At 40.3% G+C, this 23,983-nt stretch carries 28 protein-coding genes; 19 read left to right on the top strand and 9 right to left on the bottom strand.

Features of this window, described 5'->3' with window-relative positions:
• Nucleotides 1–105: 105 nt before the first annotated feature.
• Complete coding sequence (locus tag C9414_RS10555; protein ID WP_181286150.1) at nt 106–294, bottom strand: YjcZ family sporulation protein; 189 nt, start codon at nt 292–294, stop codon at nt 106–108.
• Between the two features lie 233 nt (nt 295–527).
• Between C9414_RS10555 and C9414_RS10560 the strand changes: the two genes are divergently transcribed.
• The 5 genes from C9414_RS10560 to lpdA all read left to right on the top strand — a co-directional run bounded on the left by C9414_RS10560 (nt 528) and on the right by lpdA (nt 6,567).
• Entirely contained in the window at nt 528–1,196 is a 669-nt protein-coding gene (locus C9414_RS10560; RefSeq protein WP_047203705.1) for a YkyA family protein, read from the top strand.
• Between the two features lie 409 nt (nt 1,197–1,605).
• Nucleotides 1,606–2,721, top strand: coding sequence for a pyruvate dehydrogenase (acetyl-transferring) E1 component subunit alpha (pdhA, locus tag C9414_RS10565; protein ID WP_024424754.1), 1,116 nt, complete (start codon nt 1,606–1,608; stop codon nt 2,719–2,721).
• 3 nt (nt 2,722–2,724) lie between these two features.
• A complete protein-coding gene (pdhB, locus tag C9414_RS10570; protein WP_039178226.1) occupies nt 2,725–3,702 on the top strand; it encodes a pyruvate dehydrogenase complex E1 component subunit beta in 978 nt (325 codons plus the stop codon).
• Between the two features lie 107 nt (nt 3,703–3,809).
• Nucleotides 3,810–5,150, top strand: a complete 1,341-nt coding sequence (locus tag C9414_RS10575; protein ID WP_041084964.1) for a dihydrolipoamide acetyltransferase family protein — start codon at nt 3,810–3,812, stop codon at nt 5,148–5,150.
• A gap of 4 nt (nt 5,151–5,154) precedes the next feature.
• Nucleotides 5,155–6,567: a dihydrolipoyl dehydrogenase gene (gene lpdA, locus C9414_RS10580; RefSeq protein WP_039178233.1), complete on the top strand. Its 1,413-nt coding sequence runs from the start codon at nt 5,155–5,157 to the stop codon at nt 6,565–6,567.
• A gap of 124 nt (nt 6,568–6,691) precedes the next feature.
• Here the strand turns inward: lpdA and C9414_RS10585 are convergent, their stop codons facing one another.
• Nucleotides 6,692–7,072: a hypothetical protein gene (locus C9414_RS10585; protein WP_224929246.1), complete on the bottom strand. Its 381-nt coding sequence runs from the start codon at nt 7,070–7,072 to the stop codon at nt 6,692–6,694.
• Nucleotides 7,073–7,388: 316 nt separating this feature from the next.
• On the opposite strand from C9414_RS10585, the gene C9414_RS10595 reads away from it, so the two are divergent.
• Nucleotides 7,389–7,508, top strand: a complete 120-nt coding sequence (locus C9414_RS10595) for a GapA-binding peptide SR1P (RefSeq protein WP_003212464.1) — start codon at nt 7,389–7,391, stop codon at nt 7,506–7,508.
• 44 nt (nt 7,509–7,552) lie between these two features.
• Here C9414_RS10595 and C9414_RS10600 read toward each other — a convergent pair whose 3' ends face one another.
• Nucleotides 7,553–9,025, bottom strand: a complete 1,473-nt coding sequence (locus C9414_RS10600; RefSeq protein ID WP_107163781.1) for an aminotransferase class I/II-fold pyridoxal phosphate-dependent enzyme — start codon at nt 9,023–9,025, stop codon at nt 7,553–7,555.
• 189 nt (nt 9,026–9,214) lie between these two features.
• Here C9414_RS10600 and C9414_RS10605 point away from each other — a divergent pair, with 189 nt between their 5' ends.
• Nucleotides 9,215–9,484, top strand: a complete 270-nt coding sequence (locus C9414_RS10605) for a UPF0223 family protein (RefSeq protein ID WP_039178240.1) — start codon at nt 9,215–9,217, stop codon at nt 9,482–9,484.
• 27 nt (nt 9,485–9,511) lie between these two features.
• Here C9414_RS10605 and C9414_RS10610 read toward each other — a convergent pair whose 3' ends face one another.
• Nucleotides 9,512–10,147 carry a DUF1054 domain-containing protein gene (locus C9414_RS10610; RefSeq protein WP_107163597.1) on the bottom strand — a complete coding sequence of 212 codons (636 nt, stop codon included), beginning with the start codon at nt 10,145–10,147 and terminating at the stop codon, nt 9,512–9,514.
• A 287-nt stretch (nt 10,148–10,434) separates the two neighbouring features.
• Between C9414_RS10610 and C9414_RS10615 the strand changes: the two genes are divergently transcribed.
• The 6 genes from C9414_RS10615 to C9414_RS10640 all read left to right on the top strand — a co-directional run bounded on the left by C9414_RS10615 (nt 10,435) and on the right by C9414_RS10640 (nt 14,670).
• Complete coding sequence (locus C9414_RS10615) at nt 10,435–10,623, top strand: hypothetical protein (protein ID WP_039178243.1); 189 nt, start codon at nt 10,435–10,437, stop codon at nt 10,621–10,623.
• Between the two features lie 133 nt (nt 10,624–10,756).
• Nucleotides 10,757–11,563 (top strand): inositol monophosphatase family protein, encoded by an 807-nt coding sequence (locus C9414_RS10620; protein ID WP_107163598.1) that lies wholly within the window; start codon nt 10,757–10,759, stop codon nt 11,561–11,563.
• 111 nt (nt 11,564–11,674) lie between these two features.
• Nucleotides 11,675–13,606, top strand: a complete 1,932-nt coding sequence (locus C9414_RS10625; protein ID WP_107163599.1) for a DMT family transporter — start codon at nt 11,675–11,677, stop codon at nt 13,604–13,606.
• On the top strand, nt 13,596–13,859 hold the full coding sequence (locus tag C9414_RS10630) for a hypothetical protein (protein WP_107163600.1): 264 nt from the start codon (nt 13,596–13,598) through the stop codon (nt 13,857–13,859). The genes C9414_RS10625 and C9414_RS10630 overlap by 11 nt, the downstream gene beginning before the upstream one ends.
• The gene (locus C9414_RS10635; protein WP_212039786.1) at nt 13,859–14,377 is read left to right on the top strand and encodes a sigma-70 family RNA polymerase sigma factor; all 519 of its coding nucleotides are present in this window, start codon (nt 13,859–13,861) and stop codon (nt 14,375–14,377) included. Before C9414_RS10630 ends, C9414_RS10635 begins: the two co-directional genes overlap by 1 nt.
• The gene (locus C9414_RS10640; RefSeq protein WP_107163602.1) at nt 14,374–14,670 is read left to right on the top strand and encodes an anti-sigma factor family protein; all 297 of its coding nucleotides are present in this window, start codon (nt 14,374–14,376) and stop codon (nt 14,668–14,670) included. Before C9414_RS10635 ends, C9414_RS10640 begins: the two co-directional genes overlap by 4 nt.
• 42 nt (nt 14,671–14,712) lie before the next feature.
• Here C9414_RS10640 and C9414_RS10645 read toward each other — a convergent pair whose 3' ends face one another.
• Both C9414_RS10645 and C9414_RS10650 read right to left on the bottom strand, forming a co-directional pair.
• Nucleotides 14,713–15,348 (bottom strand): hypothetical protein, encoded by a 636-nt coding sequence (locus C9414_RS10645; RefSeq protein WP_024424766.1) that lies wholly within the window; start codon nt 15,346–15,348, stop codon nt 14,713–14,715.
• A gap of 274 nt (nt 15,349–15,622) precedes the next feature.
• Nucleotides 15,623–15,802 (bottom strand): DUF5325 family protein, encoded by a 180-nt coding sequence (locus C9414_RS10650; RefSeq protein ID WP_024426900.1) that lies wholly within the window; start codon nt 15,800–15,802, stop codon nt 15,623–15,625.
• 114 nt (nt 15,803–15,916) lie between these two features.
• Here C9414_RS10650 and typA point away from each other — a divergent pair, with 114 nt between their 5' ends.
• Nucleotides 15,917–17,755, top strand: coding sequence for a translational GTPase TypA (typA, locus tag C9414_RS10655; protein ID WP_024424768.1), 1,839 nt, complete (start codon nt 15,917–15,919; stop codon nt 17,753–17,755).
• A gap of 96 nt (nt 17,756–17,851) precedes the next feature.
• Nucleotides 17,852–18,133 carry a YlaH-like family protein gene (locus tag C9414_RS10660; RefSeq protein ID WP_044334035.1) on the top strand — a complete coding sequence of 94 codons (282 nt, stop codon included), beginning with the start codon at nt 17,852–17,854 and terminating at the stop codon, nt 18,131–18,133.
• Nucleotides 18,134–18,164: 31 nt separating this feature from the next.
• On the opposite strand, the gene C9414_RS10665 is transcribed toward C9414_RS10660, so the two are convergent.
• Both C9414_RS10665 and C9414_RS10670 read right to left on the bottom strand, forming a co-directional pair.
• A complete protein-coding gene (locus C9414_RS10665) occupies nt 18,165–18,395 on the bottom strand; it encodes a YlaI family protein (RefSeq protein ID WP_024424769.1) in 231 nt (76 codons plus the stop codon).
• Nucleotides 18,396–18,497: 102 nt separating this feature from the next.
• The gene (locus tag C9414_RS10670) at nt 18,498–19,115 is read right to left on the bottom strand and encodes a YhcN/YlaJ family sporulation lipoprotein (protein WP_107163603.1); all 618 of its coding nucleotides are present in this window, start codon (nt 19,113–19,115) and stop codon (nt 18,498–18,500) included.
• 140 nt (nt 19,116–19,255) lie between these two features.
• Here C9414_RS10670 and C9414_RS10675 point away from each other — a divergent pair, with 140 nt between their 5' ends.
• On the top strand, nt 19,256–20,578 hold the full coding sequence (locus C9414_RS10675; protein ID WP_107163604.1) for a PhoH family protein: 1,323 nt from the start codon (nt 19,256–19,258) through the stop codon (nt 20,576–20,578).
• A gap of 15 nt (nt 20,579–20,593) precedes the next feature.
• Here the strand turns inward: C9414_RS10675 and C9414_RS10680 are convergent, their stop codons facing one another.
• A complete protein-coding gene (locus C9414_RS10680; protein WP_047201826.1) occupies nt 20,594–21,076 on the bottom strand; it encodes a hypothetical protein in 483 nt (160 codons plus the stop codon).
• 120 nt (nt 21,077–21,196) lie between these two features.
• On the opposite strand from C9414_RS10680, the gene glsA reads away from it, so the two are divergent.
• From glsA to ftsW, 3 genes are all read left to right on the top strand, one after another.
• A complete protein-coding gene (gene glsA, locus C9414_RS10685) occupies nt 21,197–22,126 on the top strand; it encodes a glutaminase A (protein ID WP_034281651.1) in 930 nt (309 codons plus the stop codon).
• A gap of 122 nt (nt 22,127–22,248) precedes the next feature.
• Nucleotides 22,249–22,530 (top strand): Fpa/YlaN family protein, encoded by a 282-nt coding sequence (locus tag C9414_RS10690; RefSeq protein ID WP_003212509.1) that lies wholly within the window; start codon nt 22,249–22,251, stop codon nt 22,528–22,530.
• Nucleotides 22,531–22,739: 209 nt separating this feature from the next.
• Nucleotides 22,740–23,951, top strand: a complete 1,212-nt coding sequence (gene ftsW / locus C9414_RS10695) for a putative lipid II flippase FtsW (RefSeq protein WP_039178273.1) — start codon at nt 22,740–22,742, stop codon at nt 23,949–23,951.
• The last annotated feature ends 32 nt before the right edge of the window (nt 23,952–23,983 follow it).

A 23,983-nucleotide genomic window follows, 5' to 3' on the forward strand; every position in this document is an offset into this window, starting at 1 on the left:
TCACTCCTATTTCCTTTGTATGTAAAGTATATAAAATGATACACAACATATGCAATGAAATAAAGAAGACCGGTCCTTTGAGACCGGTCAGAGGCTTAAACCGCCTTAGCAGCAGCCACCGCCGCCTAAGAATGCTGCGCCAACGATGATTAATAGGATGAAAAGCACAACGATTAAAGCGAATGTACGTCCGCCGCCGTATCCGCACCCGTATCCACCGCCATAACTTGGGTAACAACAGCCGCCGCCGTATCCATACCCGTAACCGCCGTATCCACCGTATCCACCATACATACTTCCATGACTATAATTAGACATACTTTTGACCTCCTTTGGAAATACACTCGGCCTCTCATAATTGAAGGCGAAGCGTGTAATATAAACTATGTATGAATGCACTATTTGTATAGTCATGAGCCTATTGCTTGAAAAAAATCTTCTCCGCCTCATCTGACTGACCTCTTTCCTTGTCACAAACGCCTATAAAAATTATAGTGGTATGTGGAGATGTAAAGGGGGACCTTGTGATGAGACAGATGAAAAGAAGCATGAAAGCAGGTGCTGCTTTGGCGGGGATATGTACCCTTTTGCTGACAGGATGCGGAGGTCAAAATCCATTCAATGACATGCAGGATGCGATGACGAAAATGAGTGAAAAAGAAGCATCCTTTGAAAAAGAGCAAGGTACACTGCAAAGCTATGAGAAAAAAGAACAGAAGCTGTACACAAAAATGATTCAAACAACAAAGGACCATACAAAAACAGTGTCAAGCCTTTCTGATCAGGCGTTAGCATCGGCAGCGAAACGAGAAGAACATTTAAAAACAGAAAAAGACAGCATGGATGAATCGAAAAAAGAATTGAAAACGGTAAAGGAATCTGCCGCACGATTGCAAGATGCCGAGTTAAAAGAGAAAGCAGATCAAACAGTCAAATCGATCGAGAAACGATATGCATCATATGATCAGCTATACAAGGAGTATCAAAAGGCGCTGAAACAAGATCAGCATTTGTATCAATCTTTAAAGAAAAAGGATCTAGGATATGAAGAGCTGAAGTCTAAGCTGAAGACCGTCAATCGTTCATATAGCAAAGTCAGAAAAGAAAGTAAGAAGTTCAATCGATATACAGATCAATTGAATGATCATAAAAAGGCTTTGTATGAAGCAGCAGAACAAGAGTCAAAAAAGAGCTGAAAAACAGCTCTTTTTTTATTTTTCGACAAAAACAAACATTTTCTATTGTAGTACAGTAGTACACTCTATACTAGTACAGATTAGGTTGTTTGTTAAACAGATTGATACAGTTCACCATAAAAAGTAAAGCGAATACATTTATTTAAATAAAGCCGTTAAATCAATTGACGGACTATTTTTCTTGTTGTAAACTATTCCTTGTTAACAGAAGTTGTATTAGTTTTTTGTGAACTATCGTTAATACAGTTAGAAGGACTCAAAAAAGAGTGGTCAACCTATGTTTCGACAACGATCTTAGTGGCTATTATATACAGGAGTCATATGAGTATTTTGGGTTATCCTATATCTGTATGTATAAATGGATTCACGACAAATGGACTGTTAAAAGAAAGGAAGAGGTGACTTTAGAATGGCTGCAAAAACAAAAAAAGCAATTGTTGATAGCAAAAAGCAATTTGATGCCATCAAAAAGCAGTTTGAAACGTTTCAAATTTTAAACGAAAAAGGCGAAGTCGTAAACGAAGCGGCAATGCCGGATCTTTCAGATGACCAATTAAAAGAATTAATGCGCCGTATGGTGTTTACACGTGTATTAGATCAACGTTCAATTTCATTGAACCGTCAAGGACGTCTTGGCTTCTATGCGCCAACAGCTGGACAAGAGGCTTCTCAGCTTGCAACTCACTTTGCACTTGAGAAAGAAGATTTCATTCTTCCAGGATATCGTGATGTACCACAATTAATCTGGCATGGTCTTCCGCTAACAAAAGCATTCTTGTTCTCTCGCGGACACTTTGTTGGTAACCAAATGCCTGAAGATGTGAATGCACTTTCACCGCAAATCATTATCGGTGCACAAATCATTCAAGCTGCTGGTGTAGCTCTTGGTTTGAAAAAACGCGGTAAAAAAGCTGTTGCAATCACTTACACTGGTGACGGTGGAGCTTCACAAGGTGATTTCTACGAAGGTATTAACTTTGCAGGGGCTTACAAAGCGCCAGCGATTTTTGTTGTCCAAAACAACAGATATGCGATCTCTACACCTGTTGAAAAGCAGTCTGCTGCACAAACAATTGCACAAAAAGCAGCTGCAGCTGGTATCGTAGGCGTACAAGTTGACGGTATGGATGCATTAGCTGTTTATGCAGCAACTGCTGAAGCTCGTGAGCGCGCTGTAAATGGTGAAGGTCCAACATTAATCGAAACTCTTACATTCCGTTACGGCCCACATACAATGGCTGGTGACGATCCAACAAGATATCGTACAAAAGAAGATGAAAACGAGTGGGAGCAAAAAGATCCATTGGTACGCTACCGCAAATTCTTGGAAAACAAAGGCCTATGGTCTGAAGAAGAAGAGAATAAAGTGATCGAAGATGCAAAAGAACAAATCAAACAAGCGATCAAAGAAGCTGACGAACAGCCTAAGCAAAAAGTCACTGACTTGATTGAAAACATGTACGATGTGAAACCATTCAACTTAGTTGAACAGCTTGAAATTTACAAACAGAAGGAGTCGAAGTAAGCCATGGCGCAAATGACAATGATTCAAGCGATCACTGATGCGTTACGCACAGAACTGAAAAATGACGAAAACGTTCTCGTTTTCGGAGAAGACGTTGGTAAAAACGGCGGCGTATTCCGTGCGACTGAAGGATTGCAAAAAGAGTTTGGTGAGGATCGTGTATTCGATACTCCACTTGCTGAATCTGGTATTGGCGGTCTTGCAATTGGCCTTGGACTACAAGAATTCCGCCCAGTAATGGAAATTCAATTCTTCGGATTCGTTTACGAAGTATTAGATTCTGTTTCTGGACAAATGGCTCGTATGCGTTACCGTTCTGGCGGACGCTGGCATTCTCCAGTGACAATCCGTTCTCCATTCGGTGGGGGAGTTCACACACCTGAGCTTCACGCTGACAGCTTAGAAGGTCTTATCGCACAACAGCCTGGTATCAAGGTTGTCATTCCTTCAACACCTTATGATGCAAAAGGACTTTTAATTTCTGCAATTCGTGACAACGATCCTGTAGTGTTCCTTGAGCATATGAAACTTTATCGTTCTTTCCGTCAGGAAGTTCCTGAAGAAGAGTACACAATTGAAATCGGTAAAGCTGACGTGAAACGTGAAGGTACTGACCTTTCAATCATCACTTACGGTGCAATGGTTCACGAATCACTAAAAGCTGCTGAAGAGCTAGAAAAAGAAGGCGTTTCTGCTGAAGTTATCGACCTTCGCACAGTAAGCCCGCTTGATATTGAAACAATCATCGCTTCTGTTGAAAAAACAGGCCGTGCGATCGTTGTTCAAGAAGCACAAAAACAAGCTGGTATTGCTGCAAACGTAGTAGCTGAAATCAATGACAGAGCGATCCTTAGCCTGGAAGCACCAGTACTTCGTGTAGCTGCACCTGATACTGTATTTGCTTTCTCTCAAGCTGAGAGCGTATGGCTTCCAAACCATAAAGATGTACTTGAAACAGCGAAAAAAGTTCTTGAATTTTAATTAAATGACAGAGGGGAAAAGAATTTATTTCTCTTCCCCTTTATCAATTACATGACCGTGTAAACATACACAACAAGGGTTCAACAAAATCTAGGAGGCGAAAAACAGTGGCATTTGAATTTAAACTTCCGGACATCGGAGAAGGTATCCACGAAGGTGAGATCGTTAAGTGGTTTGTTAAACCAAACGACGAAATCAATGAAGATGACGTTTTAGCAGAGGTACAAAATGATAAAGCAGTTGTAGAAATTCCTTCACCTGTTAAAGGAAAAGTATTAGAATTAAAAGTTGAAGAGGGAACAGTTGCAACTGTAGGACAAACAATCATTACGTTTGATGCACCTGGTTACGAAAATCTTCAATTTAAAGGCAGCGAAGAAGAAGGCGAAGCAAAAACTGAAGCTCAAGTACAAGGTACTGCTGAAGCTGGTAACGAGCCAGAGAAGAAAGAAGTAGCACAAGAAGAAGCGGCAGCAGCAACTGGTGCAGGCGCACAAGAGCAAGTAGATGCTGATCCAAACAAACGCGTGATCGCTATGCCATCTGTACGTAAATATGCTCGTGAAAAAGGCGTTGAAATTTACAAAGTTGCAGGTTCTGGTAAAAACGGACGTGTCTTAAAAGAAGATATCGACAGCTTCGTTAATGGTGGTTCTGCAGCTCAAGAAGCAGCACCTCAAGCAGCTGAAAGTGTGAAAGAAGAAGCAGCTCCTAAAGCGGCAGCAGCTCCAGTTCTTGAAGGAGAATTCCCAGAAACTCGCGAGAAAATGAGCGGAATCCGCAAAGCAATCGCGAAAGCAATGGTGAACTCTAAGCATACAGCTCCTCACGTAACATTAATGGATGAAGTTGATGTAACAAACCTTGTTGCTCATCGTAAACAATTCAAACAAGTTGCAGCTGATCAAGGAATCAAGTTAACTTACTTGCCTTACGTTGTAAAAGCTCTAACTTCTGCTTTGAAAAAGTACCCAGTACTTAACACTTCTATCGATGATAAAACGGATGAAGTTGTTCAAAAGCATTACTACAACATCGGAATTGCAGCTGATACTGAAAAAGGCTTGCTCGTTCCAGTTGTGAAAAATGCAGATCGCAAAGCAATTTTCGAAGTGTCTAACGAAATCAACGAGCTTGCAACAAAAGCACGTGATGGTAAATTGGCTCCAGCTGAAATGAAAGGTGCATCTTGCACAATCACAAACATCGGTTCTGCTGGTGGACAATGGTTTACTCCAGTCATCAACCACCCAGAAGTAGCGATCCTTGGTATTGGCCGTATCGCTGAAAAAGCGGTTGTTCGTGATGGCGAAATCGTTGCAGCTCCAGTCTTAGCTCTTTCCCTAAGCTTTGACCACCGTATGATTGACGGAGCTACTGCGCAAAATGCCCTTAACCACATCAAGCGTTTATTGAATGATCCACAATTAATTTTAATGGAGGCGTAATGTCATGGTAGTAGGAGATTTCCCAATCGAAACAGATACTCTTGTCATCGGTGCAGGTCCTGGTGGATATGTAGCTGCTATTCGTGCTGCACAGCTTGGACAAAAAGTAACAATCGTTGAAAAAGGAACACTTGGCGGTGTATGTCTAAACGTTGGTTGTATTCCTTCAAAAGCATTAATCAATGCTGGCCATCGTTTCGAAAATGCTAAGCATTCTGAAGACATGGGTATCAAAGCTGAAAACGTAACAGTTGATTTCACAAAAGTTCAAGAGTGGAAAGCTTCTGTTGTAAACAAATTAACAGGTGGAGTTCAAGGTCTTCTTAAAGGAAATAAAGTAGACATCGTTAAAGGTGAAGCTTATTTCGTAGACAGCAACTCTGTACGTGTAATGGATGAAAATTCAGCACAGACTTACACTTTCAAAAATGCAATTCTTGCTACTGGATCTCGTCCAATCGAATTGCCTACTTTTAAATACACAGACCGCGTGATCAACTCAACTGGTGCTTTAGCGCTTAAAGAAGTACCTAAAAAGTTAGTTGTCATCGGTGGTGGATACATCGGTACTGAGCTTGGTACTGCTTATGCAAACTTTGGAACAGAAGTTGTGATCCTTGAAGGTGGAGACGAAATCCTTCCAGGTTTCGAAAAGCAAATGAGCTCATTGGTTAAACGTAACCTGAAGAAAAAAGGAAACGTTGAAATCCATACAAACGCTCTTGCAAAAGGCGTTGAAGAAAAATCTGATGGTGTCACTGTTACATTCGAAGTAAAAGGTGAAGAAAAAACAGTTGATGCTGATTACGTACTTGTGACTGTTGGTCGTCGTCCAAACACTGATGAGCTTGGTCTTGAGCAAGTTGGTGTTGAATTGACTGACCGCGGAGTTGTCAAAACAGACAAACAATGCCGTACAAGCGTATCTAACATCTATGCAATCGGTGACATCGTTGATGGACCACCACTTGCACATAAAGCTTCTTACGAAGGTAAAATTGCAGCTGAAGCAATCGCTGGAGAGCCAGCTGAAATTGATTACCTTGGTATTCCTGCTGTTGTATTCTCTGAGCCAGAACTTGCAACTGTTGGATACACTGAAGCAGAAGCAAAAGCAGAAGGAATCGAAATCGTTGCAGCGAAATTCCCATTCGCAGCGAACGGACGTGCACTTTCTCTTGATGCAACTGATGGCTTCATGAAAATGATCACTCGTAAAGAGGATGGTCTAGTTATCGGTGCACAAATCGCAGGTGTTGGCGCTTCTGATATGATTTCAGAGCTTAGCCTTGCAATCGAAGCTGGAGTGACTGCTGAAGACATCGCTATGACAATTCACGCTCACCCAACATTAGGTGAAATTACAATGGAAACGGCTGAAGTAGCAATCGGAAGCCCAATCCACATCGTAAAATAATGAACCTATGAAACCCTCTCCTTGCTGGAGAGGGTTTTTTTGCGCCCTGAACACCATATGAAAAACCCCTCATGAGGTGAGGGGTTTTTTCATATGGTTATATATAAGTGCAAGGAAAATATCATTAGTTTGTATTGACGCGGTCTAAAGCATGGCATAAGGGCGATAAGATCTCCTGTTTACTGCGGACGTTTCCTTCCACCTTCACGATCACTTTTTCATCATTGACAAGTAAAATAGCCGGTAATTCGTCCACTTCATTTTTCCAGCCTTTACGATCTTCTTTCACAATCATTTTTGACATTTCCTTAGGGTATTCATTTTTTAAATCGAGGACTGCATCATAATAAGGGCTTTCTTTATCAAGGTTTTCTGCATCAGTAAAAAAGAGAATTCTCGGTTTTTGAATATGACTGACTTGGTCGGTCTGAGTCGGTATGATATACGCAAATGAGCATGAACTAAGTACAAAGAGCATGGGGAATATAATGAGAAGTGTCCTCATAAAATTCAATCTATTCACCTCAAAATCATTTGGGGTTGTCCCAACATTTTTAGGAGCTTGTTCCCTGTTAGTCACTCTAGTGTATCATGTCCCTTTTGACAATTTTCGATTGTTACTCAATTGTTACAGAATTGATATGAAGCAAAATACAATTGAAACGTTCCCACAATATGATGAGAAAAAAGCACATATTTATAAAAAATGATTAAATGTGTCATACAATTAACCGTTGACAACTTAAATGTGACATCATATTATAGAGATAAGAAATAGATCAAACGCTTTCAAACTATGAATGAAGAAAAGGGGAATGTACGTGGGTACAATTATTTGTCAAGATTGCAATGAAACCATTGATCAATTTGAAAATGAAAAAGTGACAACGCTATACGGAACGTGCGGTCACTGTCATTGCTGTGATGAAGCCTCTGAATAAATAAAAAAAGCATGCAGCTCCATTTGGGGCTGCATGTTTCTTTTTTATAAAATTGGTTTTTGTTCCTTAATCACACGGATCATTTCAAGCGTTGAATCTTCAGGTCCTTGGACAGGGAGGCCAATTTCAATATTTTTAAAGATATACGATATATTTTCTTCTGTGATAATTTCACCTGGTATAAAAATTGGAATTCCTGGCGGATACACCATCACAAACTCTGCTGTGATGCGGCCGACTGCTTCCTTAAAAGGAACGACTTCTGTTGTGGCATAAAAGGCGTCACGCGGCGTCATAGCAAGCGATGGGATATCAGGCAGCAGTACCTCTGTTACCGCTTGCTTGCCGCCGTCACGAGTAGAGGCTGCGGCAATTTCCTGCATCGCCGTCACGAGCGTATCAATTGTCTCATCTGAATCGCCAGGGGTTACGATACATAAGATATTGTAAAGGTCAGAGAGCTCTACTTCAATTCGATAGCTTTCTCTCAGCCATTTTTCGACATCATGTCCGTTTAACCCAAGGTCTTTAATGGAGATAATTAATTTCGTTGGGTCATAATCGTAAGTAGAAGCTGAACCGAGTATTTCCTTGCCGATGCAGCTAATGCCGTCAATTTGATTCAAGCGGTCTCTCGCTGATTCAGCCAAACGAATGGCTTCGTCTGCAAGTGCCTTTCCTTCAGTGGCTAATCGTTTTCGAGCGACATCAAGTGACGCTAAGAGCAAATAAGAAGTGGATGTTGTCGTCAGCATACTCAAAATCGATTGCACTCGGTCTTTTGAAACAAGCCCTTCCTTCATATTTAAAATAGAGCTTTGCGTAAGAGAGCCGCCGAGTTTATGGACACTTGTTGCTGCCATGTCGGCACCTGCCTGCATCGCAGAGAGGGGAAGCTCATCATGAAAATGAATATGCACACCGTGTGCTTCATCGACAAGGACAGGCACATCAAATGAATGGGCAATGTCTACGATTGATTTTAAGTCTGCTGAAATACCAAAATACGTTGGATTAATGACAAGTAAACCTTTCGCATCTGGATGCTCAGTGAGCGCCTTTTTGGCTGATTCAGGTGTAATACCGTGAGAGATGCCAAGCTCTTTGTCTATTTCTGGGTGAATAAAAACAGGAATGGCGCCAGAAAATACAATCGCGGACATAATTGATTTATGAACGTTACGAGGAACGATAATTTTATCTCCAGGTCCGCATACTGTCATCACCATTGTCATGATGGCGCCGCTTGTTCCTTGAATAGAGAAAAACGTATGATCAGCACCGAAGGCTTCAGCAGCAAGCTCCTGTGCTTCTTTTATCATCCCTCGAGGTGAATGTAAATCATCGAGAGGTTCTATATTAATGAGGTCAATGCTTAATGCATTGTCGCCAATGAATGCTCTAAATTCAGGATCCATTCCGGCTCCTTTTTTATGGCCTGGAATGTGAAATTGGACTGGATTGGTTGCTGCGTGTTTTTTTAGTCCAGTGTATAAGGGTGTATCATGTTGTGACAATTGCTTTCCCACCTTCATCGAAATACCTGCTATTATTGTGCCAATTACAGCAGATTTCATTGCATAAAACAAAAGAATTATATTATGAACTGATCGGAATGTAAAGCATAAAATCAATCGGTTTCTGATCAAACAGATGCTATAATAAAAGTTCAAATCAGAATGAGTATTAAAGTGAGGGACAAGTAAATGGAATATCAATATCCAATGGATGTCGACTGGACGACAGAGGAAAAGATTGCGGTCATTTCATTTTTTCAGGCTGTTGAAAAAGCCTACGAAAAAGGAATTGCGAAGCAGGAGTTATTAGACGCATATAAACGATTTAAAGAGGTTGTGCCATCAAAAGCAGAGGAAAAAACGCATTGTGCGGCGTTTGAAAAGGGAAGCGGGTATTCCCCCTATCATGCAGTAAAAACCGCAAGAGAGGCAGAAGAGACTGCTATTATACGTATGTAAAAAACGAGCCTATATAGGCTCGTTTTTTTATACAGATTCTTTCTGTGTAAAACGGTATAGATACGTCAGCGTGCGGAAGGCATTTTCGATTTTCGAGAGGAATTCTTCATTATTCATTTGCACGACTTCTTCTCTAGGCAGCTGAATGCCGCAAAGAAGCTCGGCTTTCTTGACTGTTTGAACACGTTCAAACAGCGTTTTCAGCTGTTCGGAATTTAGTTCGCTGTGACGCATGACATCTGGTTTCATATGATCTTTAGACCAAACAAAATCTTGCGGTATTTTCTGCTGGATGGTGTCTAGCTCCTTTTCAAATAGCTGGCCGTACTCACCTTTTACTGGAGATTCATAAATGAGTGCAAACCAGACAAAGACATGTGTTTTCCAAAGCCCAATTTGAAAATGAGGGAGTTTTTTATATCCGCGCTTACTGTTTGCAAAAGCAACCCACGTATCATTTGGCGGGTTAACAGATCTTCTAGCATGCTTTGCGACGTGTACAAACATTTCGTCTCCTGTAATAGAAGAAAGAAGTGGTGCAAAATGTTCGCCAAGTGCTTCAAGCTTTGGACGGACTCTTTCTTTTAATACAGTCATTCGTTCATCTAAACCATCAACTGTGAATGTTTCAAAATCTTCATCTCTAAAACGCATTTCACTCATGTTATGCCTCCTGTATCTTTTCGCTGATCATATTTTATCATAGCTTGGGTCAAGCTCAAAAAAAGATGCACCGTCAGATCAAAGAATGTAAAGGACGTTGTGCAGCGTTTAAAACCTTTCATTTTGTGGTACATCATAAATAGGTAAAGACACAATTTTCAGAATGTCGTTGCGGTTATGCGATCGCTTCATACGATATAAGCAAGAACCATTTCTCTTATCGATTGAATTTTTTATCAATGAAAACTGACAAGGAATGAATCATTCTCTGGAAGGGGCGTTGACCAATGAAGCAAATCGTGAAGCAGGGGTATAGGCAGGAGAAGAAGAATCGCATCGCTGTGTGGAGATTAGAGGTTGATTATGAGCTTTCTACGCTTCATGAAGCCATCGAGCATAAAGATGACATCCAAATCGAACGCAGCAAACGAAAGCTTGAGCGCCTAAGAAAAGAATGGGAGCAGCTTCAAGGGTAAAACAGCGTGAGGTAAAAACGAACCAATTCATCGGTTCGTTTTTGTATGAAGCTGCTTTTTTCTTGCTTTTACGTACATAATATCAGTATGCTATTACAAATAGGTCCTACATAGAAAAGAGGTTTACAATCTGATGACAAACTGGGTGGAAATTGACCGTCTTGCAAAGCTCTGGGTAAAAGAAGCAGGGAGCCGTATTAAAGCGTCCATGCAGGAAGGTCTATCAATTGAAACAAAATCAAATCCAAATGATCTTGTCACGAATATCGATAAAGAAACAGAGCGTTTTTTTATTGAAAAAATACAGTCGACATTTTCAGACCATCACATTTTAGGAGAAGAGGGACAAGGGGAAGAGGTGACCTCACTCGATGGAATTGTGTGGATCATTGATCCGATCGATGGCACAATGAACTTTGTCCATCAAAAACGCAACTTTGCCATTTCAATCGGGATATTTGAAAATGGTGTTGGGAAAATCGGTCTTATTTATGACGTCATTCATGACGAGCTCTACCATGCCATCAAAGGAGAAGGAGCTTATATGAACGATACCCTGCTCCCTCGATTAAAAGATGTGGAGGTTGAAAAAGCCATTGTGGGTATTAATCCGACATGGGCGATCGAAAGCCCTTATTTTGACGCCAAACCATTTGCCCGTCTTGTGCGTGATGTGAGAGGGACACGAACGATTGGATCCGCTGCCCTTGAGCTTGCTTATATTGCAAGCGGCAGAAGTGACGCATATGTCACGTTAAGGCTTGCGCCATGGGATTATGCAGCGGGCTGCGTACTGCTTGATGAAGTAGGGGCTGTTTACTCAAATATTCACGGAGAACGTCTTACGTTCCTAGATAAAAACAGCATAGTCGCCGGAAATCGATCCATTTGTGAAAAAATCTTGCATGATTACATAAAAGGAAGCGGAAATAAAAAATAAACAGAATCACTTCATGAGAATGAAGTGATTTTTTGTTTTTCCTGAAACTTTTTGGTAAGGCGAATGTCTATATGAATGAGGCCTTAATTTTATGTAAAGGATTGTGTATCAATGTTGGATTTGTTTAGTGATTTATCGCTCCATTTTGAAAGGTATTTTATTTTAAATGAGTATAGTATCCGCATCATTCAATGGTGTGTACTTGGACTATTTGTTCTTTTCATGACACTTCCGCTATGGAAAGAAAAGAAGAGTGGTTATGTATTTTATGCTGGAATCGTATTAAGAGTTGTTCTGCTTGGCGGAATGACAGTTGAAATGATCCACCAAGTCCTAGCTAGACAGTATACGATCGAAACATTTGAAGTGCTGACAGATTTCATGCAATTTCTCATCTATGGGTATGTTTTGCTCGCATCACTATACTATGTGATTACTCTTCCTTATTTAAAAAATAAAGGCATGTTTTTTGCTTTTGATTTATCTGTATTACTTCTGCCTTTATGTCAAACTGTGTTTATTGTGTTTGCTGAAAGCAAAAAGTTCTTTCTTAGCGGTGATATGGGGCTAGTATGGAGAGATCTGATCACCATTTTGGTTATGGCTGGCTTTGCTGCTTTAGTACTGCATCTTTTCTTTCGCTTGTTTTGGCACTGGAAGTGGAAGGAATTGCTGTTGTTCTATGGCCTAATTTTCGCAGCCTTGCTTTATATATTTTATCCTTCTATTTCGAAGTATGAACTTCAATCTACATTTAAATCGATTGTCATTTTAGCTGCAGCAGCAGGAAGCTTTATGACGATTTATTTGTTATCTGCTTTACTACGGGACAAGGTGAGATTAAGGCAGTGGGGCGCTGGTTGTATAGCTGTCTTTTTTCTGCTATTACTCAATCCGATTATCAATATCCCTCATACCATGTTCCAATTCACCAAAACGGAACTGGTAGATACTTTCTCGGAAGAATATCGCCCTTTATCAGCAGCAAGTGCAAAAGCATTCGCTTCAAAGTTTGTACCGGAGAATCAATCGCTGTATTTAAATGCTAGTCATCAGCCTATCCCTTATCATTACGTGTTTGCAGATGATCAGTATGAAGTGAATATTTCTCCGTTTACAGGTGAATTAAGCGAATATTCTTATCGAGGTCGTGTAGAGGGAAAGGAACTGACCGATAAAGAATATAGGCAAAAGACCATTGAATTTTTCGAAAGAAGCGGAAGGTCAATAGATCTCAATCGCATTCAATTGACTGTACAAAAAGAGGGCGGAGAAACGGACGTTCTTCTTCTGCCAAAAATGTCTCAGAATGAAGAGGACAGTTTAGCGTCTGCCACCTGGAAAAAAGGGACGATTCGACAAGCGCAATACGTAAACGCCATCTTTCAATTAAAGGATATTGACGGAATCCATTTAACAGAAACGGAGATAAAAAACAGGATCAACAGTATTTATAAACATTTAAACCTCAAGCCGCCAGCTTATCAAATCACAGGCATTGATGAATTTTATTTTGATTGGCAGCATGAAGTGAGGGTCACAACTAAAGATCAATCGGAGTTTCTGTTTAATGGCTCAACAAAAAAAGTCATCAGCTTTAAGCTGTCAAAAGCGATTCTTCAACAGAAAAAAGGGAACATCAGCGATGAAGATTTGTTAAAGATCATAGGGAAAAAGCCAAAAGACATAAGAAAAGAAACAGGCACTAGTGAAAACAAACAATTTACATTTAATCACTCCTCTCATGTCGTCAATCTGTTTAAAGGGGATGATGGAATTGAGTTGAGAGTGCAATCGCAATCAGCTTCTTCTATCCCGCACGCAGTATCTAATCAAGATCGGGAGGACGTCTATCAGCAAGTACTTAAAAGGTTTAAACCATATAGGATCTATAAAAAACAAATAAAACCTGTGAAGATGATCGACAAAGAAGGGAATATCGACATTTCATGGCTTGTCATCATACAAACCTTCGGATCAAATGAGCATAAAATCTATGAAGTGAATGGACGAACAAAAGAGGTGCATCGTTTTGACAGATAAAGAAAAACAAGCCATCTTTCAAGACTTATATGAACTGTATCAAGAAGGGGATCTGGGAGGCGAGGCAGCTAGCTGGATGAAGGCACACGAACAGCAATTTCAGCATGTGGCCGCGGGAAGAAAGCAGTCTTCAGCGCCGATGGAAAGCCATAATGACTATGACGAGTTAAAACGTATGAAAGGGTTTATTTACTCGTTATACTTCTTTTTTATCGTTTTATCGATTTGGATGACTGTGTGGTTTTATTTTTGATGTCCAGACCAGCCGACCAAATTGAAAAAATCTATGAAGAATATTTTCAGGAAATCACCAAATATTTATATCGCCGGACGGGAAATATGGAAACGGCCAAGGACCTTGCGCAGGACGTATTTATGAAGGCTCTGCATGGGTTGTCCTCCTTTAAGGGACATTCAAGTATAAAAACATGGCTTTATACCATTGCGTATCACACATTTGTGAATGATTATCGCCGAAAAGTAAAATGGACTTTTACGAACGTAGAGGAAATGGATTTCTTAGAGCAGCAGTCGTTCACGACACCAGAAGATCACATTGAAAAACAAGCTGATATAGAAAGGCTGTGGCATCATATTTATCAGCTGAAGGATTCCTACCGGGAGGTCCTCATTTTAAGAGATATTCAAGAATTGTCATATGAAGAAGTAGCTGAAATTTTAAATTGGACTTTATCTAAAGTCAAAACAACCCTTCATCGAGCCAGATTAGAGCTGAAGCGAATGCTACATTGTGAGGAGTTCAATAAATGAGCTGTTATTTGATTGAAGAATTGTTACCACTTTATATAGAGGGAGACACAAGTGCAGAAACAAATAAAATTGTTGCAGAGCACTTACAATCCTGCGAGAGCTGCCAACACCTTTATCACGAAATGAAAGAGCCAATAACCCTTATACAAACTTCTGATCTCATGCCATATATAGATGAAAAGGAAGAAAGAAGAAAATTTGAAAAGCGCTACTATGGCAAGCTGTTATATCGAGCAAGTATCGCATTTGGTATAGGATACGCCATGATGATCATTCTTTATTGGCTGAAATAAAAAACCCCCATCTGGATAAACCAGGTGGGGGTTTTTCTGAGCTTAGCTTAATTTTTCTTTCGCAATTTGAACTGCATCATAAAACGTTTTTAATTGCTCTTGAGGAATTTTCTTAAGCATTTGGTTGAAAACAAGTAATTCAGTAGAGCTGAATCCAAGACCTTTTGCGATTTTTGAATCAATCACAACGTTTCCTTTTTTGTCTAGAACAAGGGCATCACCAGCAAGATCAGCAATTCTGATCACTGATTTGAAAAGCTTTTCGAATTTAGCCGCTTCTTCTTTTGTAAGACCAAGTTCAACAGCTTTTGCTGCATCAAAAACCAATTTACCTTTTTCGTTTTTAGTGATGCTTTCACTGAAAACGATTGTAAGAACAGCTGCGCGATCTAAGAATTTCTCAGCAGTCGCCGCTTCTTCTTCAGTTAGTCCGAGCTCAACAGCTTTTTTCACATCAAATGTGTAGTTGTTGTCTTCCTCAACAAATGAATTGATGAGAATGTTGATGACACGCTCGTTTTTCTCCAATAATTCTTTAATGATTTGCTGCTGTTCAAAAGGAATGCCTTTGAAAGTTGCAGCGCTTGCTTGCCCAGGAGCTACTGTTGTGAAAGTAAGAATAATAGCTAAAGCGAAAAATACAACAGAGCTGAGCGATTTGCTCAAAAACTTCTTCATGCTTCTTTTCTCTCCCTTTTCTGTTAAATTTTGTTGCAAGAACAGCATACCATGAGAAACTTTGTGGAAGAATAGGAAAATTGTAACTTTCTGTTTGATTTTGGAGAACTATAAAAGTTCTTGTCGAATTATGGAGAGGTTCAGATTGCTTACTTTTGTCAATTCTCAATAGATGTTTTTGTATGTGACGCAAGCTTTCATAGGTGATTTGTCTTGTTTTTACTCAAAATAAAAAGCCTTCTACATATAGAATGTAAAAGGCTTTTACCTAATTTTATGATTGCACGTTTAATTTTCTTTTTAATGTAAATCCTGTACCCATGAAAATCATGGCGAATACAATGCTTAGACATATGCCCAGTATGTTTTTTTCTGCAAGAGTTACCCCAATAAACGCCATACTGACAACTGCAAGTAATGCACATAATAATAGAAGCCATTTGATTTGTTTCATAATGTCCCCATCCCTTTTTTTAGAGTTAATATAAGTTTACAGAAAAACGATCGGCATTTAAAGGGGATTGTGATATAATATGAAAGTTATCTAATTATTTTAGGAGATGAAAATGTGAAACTTCGAAAAGACCTTCGCAACATCGCAATTATTGCCCACGTTGACCATGGTAAAACGACGCTTGTTGACCAATTGCTCCATCAAGCTGGTACTTTCCGTGCGAATGAAAATATCGCTGAGAGAGCCATGGATTCAAATGATTTAGAGCGAGAGCGCGGTATTACGATTTTAGCTAAAAATACTGCGATAAATTATAAAGATACACGCATTAATATTTTAGATACACCAGGACACGCCGATTTCGGTGGTGAAGTTGAGCGTATCATGAAAATGGTAGATGGTGTACTCCTCGTTGTGGATGCTTATGAAGGCTGTATGCCTCAAACACGCTTTGTGCTGAAAAAAGCACTTGAGCAAAACTTAACACCAATCGTTGTCGTCAATAAAATTGACCGCGACTTTGCTCGTCCGGCTGAAGTAGTCGATGAAGTGATTGACTTGTTCATTGAATTGGATGCAACAGAAGAACAGCTTGAGTTCCCAGTTGTCTATGCATCAGCAATCAATGGTACAGCAAGTAACGATGCGAGCAAACAAGATGAAAACATGGAATCTTTGTTTGAAGCTATTGTGAACCATATTCCTTGCCCGGTTGATAACCATGAAGAGCCGCTTCAATTCCAAGTGGCGCTACTTGATTACAATGATTATGTTGGCAGAATTGGAATTGGCCGTGTATTCAGAGGAACAATGCAAGTAGGACAGCAGGTAGCCTTGATGAAAGTCGACGGCACTGTGAAACAATTCCGTGTAACAAAGATCTTTGGTTTCCAAGGGTTAAAACGAGTGGAAATCAACGAAGCGAAAGCGGGAGATCTTGTCGCTGTATCTGGAATGGAAGACATCAACGTAGGTGAAACGGTTTGTCCGGTAGAACACCAAGAGGCACTTCCAATCCTTCGTATTGATGAGCCGACACTTCAAATGACGTTTGTTGTAAACAACAGCCCATTTGCAGGCCGTGAAGGAAAATACGTGACATCACGTAAAATCGAAGAGCGTTTAGAGCAGCAGCTTCAAACAGACGTCAGTCTTCGTGTGGACCCAACTGATTCACCTGATGCTTGGGTTGTTTCTGGACGCGGAGAACTTCACTTATCCATTCTCATTGAGAATATGAGACGTGAAGGATTTGAATTACAAGTATCGAAGCCAGAAGTTATTGTAAAAGAAGTTGATGGTGTTCGATGTGAGCCTGTTGAGCGCGTTCAAATTGATGTACCAGAAGAGCATACTGGCTCTGTTATGGAATCAATGGGTGCAAGAAAAGGTGAAATGATTGACATGATCAACAATGGTAACGGTCAAGTTCGCCTGATCTTTACAGTGCCATCACGTGGTTTAATTGGATATACAACTGAATTTCTTTCATTAACTCGTGGTTTTGGTATTTTGAACCATACGTTTGACAGCTACCAGCCAATGCAGTCTGGTCAAGTCGGCGGACGCCGTCAAGGTGTACTTGTTTCAATGGAAACAGGTAAAGCGACTGCTTACGGAATCCAAGGTGTTGAAGAGCGCGGTGTGATCTTCGTTGAGCCAGGTACTGAAGTATACCAAGGCATGATTGTTGGGGAGCATAACCGTGAGAACGACCTTGTTGTGAACGTAAGCCGTATGAAACAACAAACAAACGTACGTTCAGCGACGAAAGATCAAACGGTTAGCATGAAAAAACCTCGTATTATGTCACTTGAGGAATCTCTTGAGTACTTGAATGAAGACGAATACTGTGAGGTTACACCTGAATCCATTCGTCTTAGAAAGAAAATTTTAGACAAAAACGAACGTGAGAAAGCAGCGAAGAAGAAAAAGCTAGCAGGATTATCTTAATTCCATGAAGAATTAAAAAGATAGAACCCTGAAAGATAAGGGGAGGGAATCTTTTTGAATGATCAGGAAGTAAGTGAAAATCTATCCTTTTTCGCGATGCTGTTTCGTGTCGATGAAAATCCGCAAACAGGGATGTGGCTCCTATATGGCACCATCCTTGTTTTAGCGATTATTGTTTTTAAGCTCGGCTTTGCAAGACGTTTACCGATTTTAAAAGCGCTCGTGATTTATTTGTTTTTGATTTTTGGCTGCACGTTTCTCACATTTCTAGGAATCTTCCTGCCAGTAGCGGAAGGCCTTGTTGTGGCAGCTGCCATTTTGATTATTTATAAAATACGGCTGCATCGTGCGAAAAAAGAAGGAACAGTCAATACGTAAAAAAAGACCTGAACATGTGTCAGGTCTTTTTTTATGTCTTTTGTTCTTTCTTTCCTTTTTTCTTCTTTTTCTCTTTTGTCGCAGGATCCTGATAAAGAGAGAATCTGCCGGTTTTGATGCGAGCTTCTGTCTTTATTTTAATGCGTTCTTGGCAGTCATCGCACATATATGTATGAATTGGCCGGTTTCTTAACCGTTTCGCAACGAGTGTATCATCATCAATGGTTTCAAGCTTTTCACATAATGAGCACTTCACTCTCATCATTTTCACCTCACTTTATTGCATTTATTATAGCATGTTTTCCAGCCACTTAAAATCAGCGTAGAAAAAGGCTTATATCACAGGAGATATAAGCCGTTCTCATCATTTCTTTTGATTCATATGATGATTTGATTGGTCGTTTTGATTTTTTTCTAACTGCTTTTGATCTTGTTCTTTGAGCTGATTATTCGGATCATTTGTCGGATCCTTTTCGTTACGGTCGATCTCATTTTTCGGCATCTCTGGCATCACGCGGCCGACAATGGCAGCTAGTTCATCCATAATACCGCTTACAGGACGGCCTGCTTGAATTTCTTTGCCCATTTCTTTTAAACGGCTGACTGTATCCGGATCAGCAACCACAACAGCATTTGCACCTTCCGGGTCATTTCTCAGCGCTTTTGCAACTGAATATTTAATGGTTTCTACTTTACTTCTATCTAAATCATCTTTTACATCAATACCAACAACAGCATAGCGTCCGATGACGATTGCCGTTGCATCATTGACATCTGCTACGTGCTCTGTCACATTGACAAGATGCTGCGCAACATCTGTGGATGGGCGGGCTTGATTTGTCTTTTTCTTCGATGAGTCTGATACCCGTACTAAGTGCTGGCGTCCATCTTGCTTGTCCAGCGCCTCTGGCTTTTCCTGCTGCTGGCAAGCGCCTAACAGAATAATCGTTTGAATCATGAATAATGTTAAAAATAGTCGCATCTATATTCCCTCCTTCACAAACTGCATGATTTATTTTATTGTTGAATTAACCTTCTAACTTTATTCATGAAAACATATATTTTAACAATCGTTTTGGGAAAGACAAGGATGAATGAAACCCCGATCAGGAGGCGAAGGACCTGAGTAAAATTTATGTATTAGACACAAATGTGTTATTACAGGATCCGAATTCAATCTTTTCATTTGAAGACAACGAGGTCGTCATTCCGGCCGTTGTGTTAGAAGAAGTAGACTCGAAAAAGAGATACATGGACGAGGTTGGGCAAAACGCTCGGCGCGTCTCACGTTTAATCGACGGTTTGAGATCGAAAGGGAAACTCCATGAAAAAATTACGCTAGAGTCAAAAGGAACGCTGCGCATCGAGCTGAATCATCGCTCTTTCCATGAACTTCAAGAAATTTTTATTGAAAAAACGAACGATAATCGGATATTGGCTGTCGCGAAAAATTTGAGCTTAGAGGAAGAAACAAAGCCTCACGGCCGGCCAGTTATTTTGGTCAGTAAAGATGTCTTAGTCCGGGTAAAGGCAGATGCTATAGGCCTCCAAGCTGAAGACTTCTTAAGTGACCGTGTGCTGCAAAACGAAGACATTGATAACGGCTATCATGAGCTCTATATTCCGACGGAGCAATTGAATACATTTTATAAGCAAAGCCAATTGCCGATAAAAGAAGTCACGAGTGTACCATTAAACCCTCATCAGTTTGTCATTATGAAGGGGAATGAAGGCGGCTCTGCTTTAGGAATGCTTGATCAAAAAGCAGAGAATGTGAAACGGCTCGTTTATGATCAAGAGCATGTTTGGGGAATTCGTCCGAAAAATGTTCAGCAGACGATGGCACTAGAGCTACTATTGCGCCGTGATATTCCGCTCGTGACATTGATCGGAAAAGCGGGAACTGGTAAAACACTCCTTGCACTGGCTGCTGGATTAATGCAGACAGAGGATCTCGGCATGTTTAAAAAACTGATCGTCGCCCGTTCAATTGTTCCTGTCGGCAAGGACTTAGGCTACTTGCCAGGTGAAAAGGAAGAGAAACTCAGACCATGGATGCAGCCGATCTATGACAATTTAGAATTTTTATTTAATACAAAAAAACCTGGTGAACTTGATGCGATTTTGGCGGGAATTGGTTCGATTCAAGTGGAAGCTTTAACGTATATCCGCGGAAGAAGTATCCCTGATCAATTTATTATCATTGATGAGGCGCAGAATTTAACGAAACACGAGGTGAAAACATTATTAACGCGAGTCGGAGAGGGAAGTAAAATTGTGCTAATGGGAGACCCAGAGCAGATCGATCATCCTTATTTAGACAGCTTAAATAATGGGCTTACGTATGTCATTGAGCGGTTCAAAGGACAGCAAATATCTGGACATGTCAAGCTTGTCAAAGGAGAAAGGTCTGGACTTGCACAGCTTGCAGCTGATTTGCTATAGTCCAGACCCTCTGTCTTATGTAATGATGAGCTCTTTGACACCTTTTATCGGCTGAGTGAGGTTGGACTGATCCGCGAAATAAACGTGGATTGGTCCTTCTTCAGTCATAGGCTTCCCATTTTGGCTGAAGTGTGCAATGCTTTCCATTGCCTGAGAAAGCGGAACAGCAATTGTCCCTGTATCTGTGACAAATTCGCATGTGTCTGCATGTTCAAGCGGTTCTGCATTTTTCAGCATATCACCAAGCTTCATTCCGAAGCTGCCTGTGACGAGTCTTTCCTTTTCATACTTCTTCTCTGTTTTTAAAGTGGGTGGAAGTGTTTGCCCTTCTCTGATCACCCGCTCTTGGTCAAGCTCCTGATCCAGCTGACTTTCTTCGTTTGCTGTACTTTTTTCAAAAAATGAATCCATTAAAAATTTACGGTCATCAAAAATCCATACACTTGGATCAATGGTGATCTTGTACTTTACGTTCCCCTTAATTTGAATGATGCTCATGTTCAAGACAACCCCTTTCCACCATAAATTATAGAAGTTTTCGCCTGCTTTGTCACTTTCATAAACATGCATCTCCTTGTACACACTAATCTTACATGAAAGATAGGGAGGATATTGGGCATGGCATGTCGCGACAATGAAGAGCTTCAGCGATTTGTAGAAGAAGCAAAAAAAGTGGCCAAAGATGGCAAAGTAGCATCCTATATTCCCGCTCTCGCCAAAGCGGATCAGACGGATTTATCTGTGGCTGTGTATCATGTGAGTAATACTTGCCACTCGGCAGGAGATGTAGATAAACGCTTTACTCTGCAAAGTATTTCAAAAGTATTAGCCCTTGCGCTCGTACTCTCAGAAGAAGGGCCAAAAAAAGTTTTTCAATTTGTTGGACAAGAGCCTACAGGTGACCCGTTTAATTCAATGATTAAGCTGGAAACAGCAAGTCCAAATAAGCCACTGAATCCAATGATTAATGCAGGAGCGCTTGCAGTCACAAGCTTAATAAGAGGCGCGACGCCGCAAGATCAGCTAAACCGCCTGCTTGGCTTTATTAGAGAGCTTGCAAATGACAAAAGCATTACATACTGCAAGGAAACAGCCGCATCCGAATTTGAGACATCAATGATTAACCGGGCTATGTGCTATTATATGAAGCAATATCATATTATTAGAGGGAACGTAGAAGAGGTCATGGACGTGTATACGAAACAATGTGCCATCATGATGAACAGCTTAGATTTGGCGAAAATTGCTTGTGTTTTTTCATTAGATGGCAGACATCCAGAGACGGGGCAGCAAATTCTTTCAAAAGATGTCGCTAGAATTTGTAAAACCTTTATGGTGACGTGCGGCATGTACAATGCAAGCGGGGAGTTTGCCATTAATATCGGCATACCCGCTAAAAGCGGTGTTTCAGGCGGGATTATGGGAGCGGCTCCATATGATTTTGGGATCGGAATTTTTGGTCCTGCACTGGATGAAAAAGGGAATAGTATTGCTGGGATTAAGCTGCTTGAGCTCATGAGTGAAAAATATGAGATGAGTATCTTTTAATGATGAATGTCTTCTTTTTATTTTTACAAAGCGAACTGTACAAATCTGCTTGCAATTTTGGGCGTTTCGCTTTATGATAAATAGAAGAATTAGGTACTCGCCTGGGGAACGGAGGGATACTTTTGGCGTCAGAAATTTTAGTCGATCATCGGCAAAAAGCACTGGCTTTATTAAAATTGGATGCAGATAAAATTTTAAAATTGATCCAAGTGCAAATGGACAACTTAACGATGCCGCAATGTCCTCTTTATGAAGAGGTTTTAGATACTCAAATGTTCGGATTATCGAGAGAAATTGATTTCGCTGTCCGGCTTGGATTAGTTGATCAACATGAAGGCAAGAAACTGCTCGATAAACTTGAGAGAGAGCTTTCCGCACTTCATGATGCGTTCACAAAAAAATAACGATTGAAAACTCAAACTTCCATAACTAAGTTTGAGTTTTTTTGTCCTCTATTTTCTTTTGATGGATTGACGGCAAACGGACTTGATTCTTTCATGAATGACGAACAATATAAAAGAGGTAAAACGGGATCAAACGGAGAAAATGTAGTAGAATAAGAACAGCTAAGAAGATATCAAGCAGTAGAAACAGACGTTAGGAAGAGGATTATATGTTAAAGAGAATGCTAAAATCGTATGACTACTCATTATTGTTCGCCATTATCTTAATCAGCGCATTCGGTTTGGTTATGGTGTATAGCTCAAGTATGATTACATCTGTTATCAGATACGATGCCGCGCCAGATAACTTTTTTAAGAAACAGCTCTTATTTATGATTGTTGGAGCAGCCATCTTGATCTTTACAGCATTAGTTCCATATCAGCTGTTTTCAAATAAGAAATTCCAGATTGGTATGCTGCTGCTTTCAGTTTTTTCCCTCATCTATGTATATTTTGGCGGTCATATTGCAGGGAACGCAAGAAGCTGGATCAAATTAGGACCTTTTAGTCTTCAGCCAGCTGAATTTGTGAAGATTGTCGTCATCATCTATCTTGCTGCGGTGTATGCCAAAAAGCAGCATTATATTGATCATATTTTAAGAGGTGTTACGCCTCCGATCGTAATTGTCTCTATCCTGTGCGGATTTATCATTTTGCAGCCAGACTATGGGACAGCCTTTATCATTGGCATGATTGCCCTTGCGATGATTTTATGCTCAGGTTTTAGCGGCAAAACGCTAGCGAAGCTGCTCGCGCTATTTAGTGCAGTAATGGTCGTCGTGACCCCATTTATTATTCTTTTTTGGGATAAAATTTTCACGCAAAATCGTCTCGGACGTTTTGAGAGTTTCCAAGATCCATTTAAAGATGCAGGGGCTACTGGGCATCAATTGATTAATTCATATTATGCCATTGGATCAGGCGGCTTTTTTGGACTCGGTCTAGGAGAAAGCGTTCAAAAGTACGGATATCTGCCAGAACCGCACACAGACTTTATCATGGCAATTATCTCAGAAGAGCTTGGTTTTTTCGGCGTGTTTTTCGTTATCGCTCTTCTTGGTTTCATCGTCGTGAAAGGTTTTTATATTGCGAGAAAGTGTGAAGATCCGTTTGGAAGTTTGCTTGCAATAGGAATTTCCTCCATGATTGCGATCCAAACTTGTATCAATTTAGGCGGTGTTTCAGGTCTTATTCCGATCACTGGGGTAACACTTCCGTTTATCAGCTACGGGGGATCGTCCATCATTTTACTTAGCATCTGTATGGGCATGCTGCTGAATATCAGCATGTTTACTGAATATAAAGAGCGTTACAAAAAGAAAAAATCAATGAGCAAACCATCGGTTGAAAAAAATGGATTGCAGAAAACTTTGAATCTTTAGAAAACAAAAGTGTACAGTTTTCATTTCTTCCT

Origin of the sequence: Bacillus sp. Nf3 (genome assembly GCF_003028545.1) — a bacterium.
Classification (GTDB): domain Bacteria; phylum Bacillota; class Bacilli; order Bacillales; family Bacillaceae; genus Bacillus; species Bacillus safensis.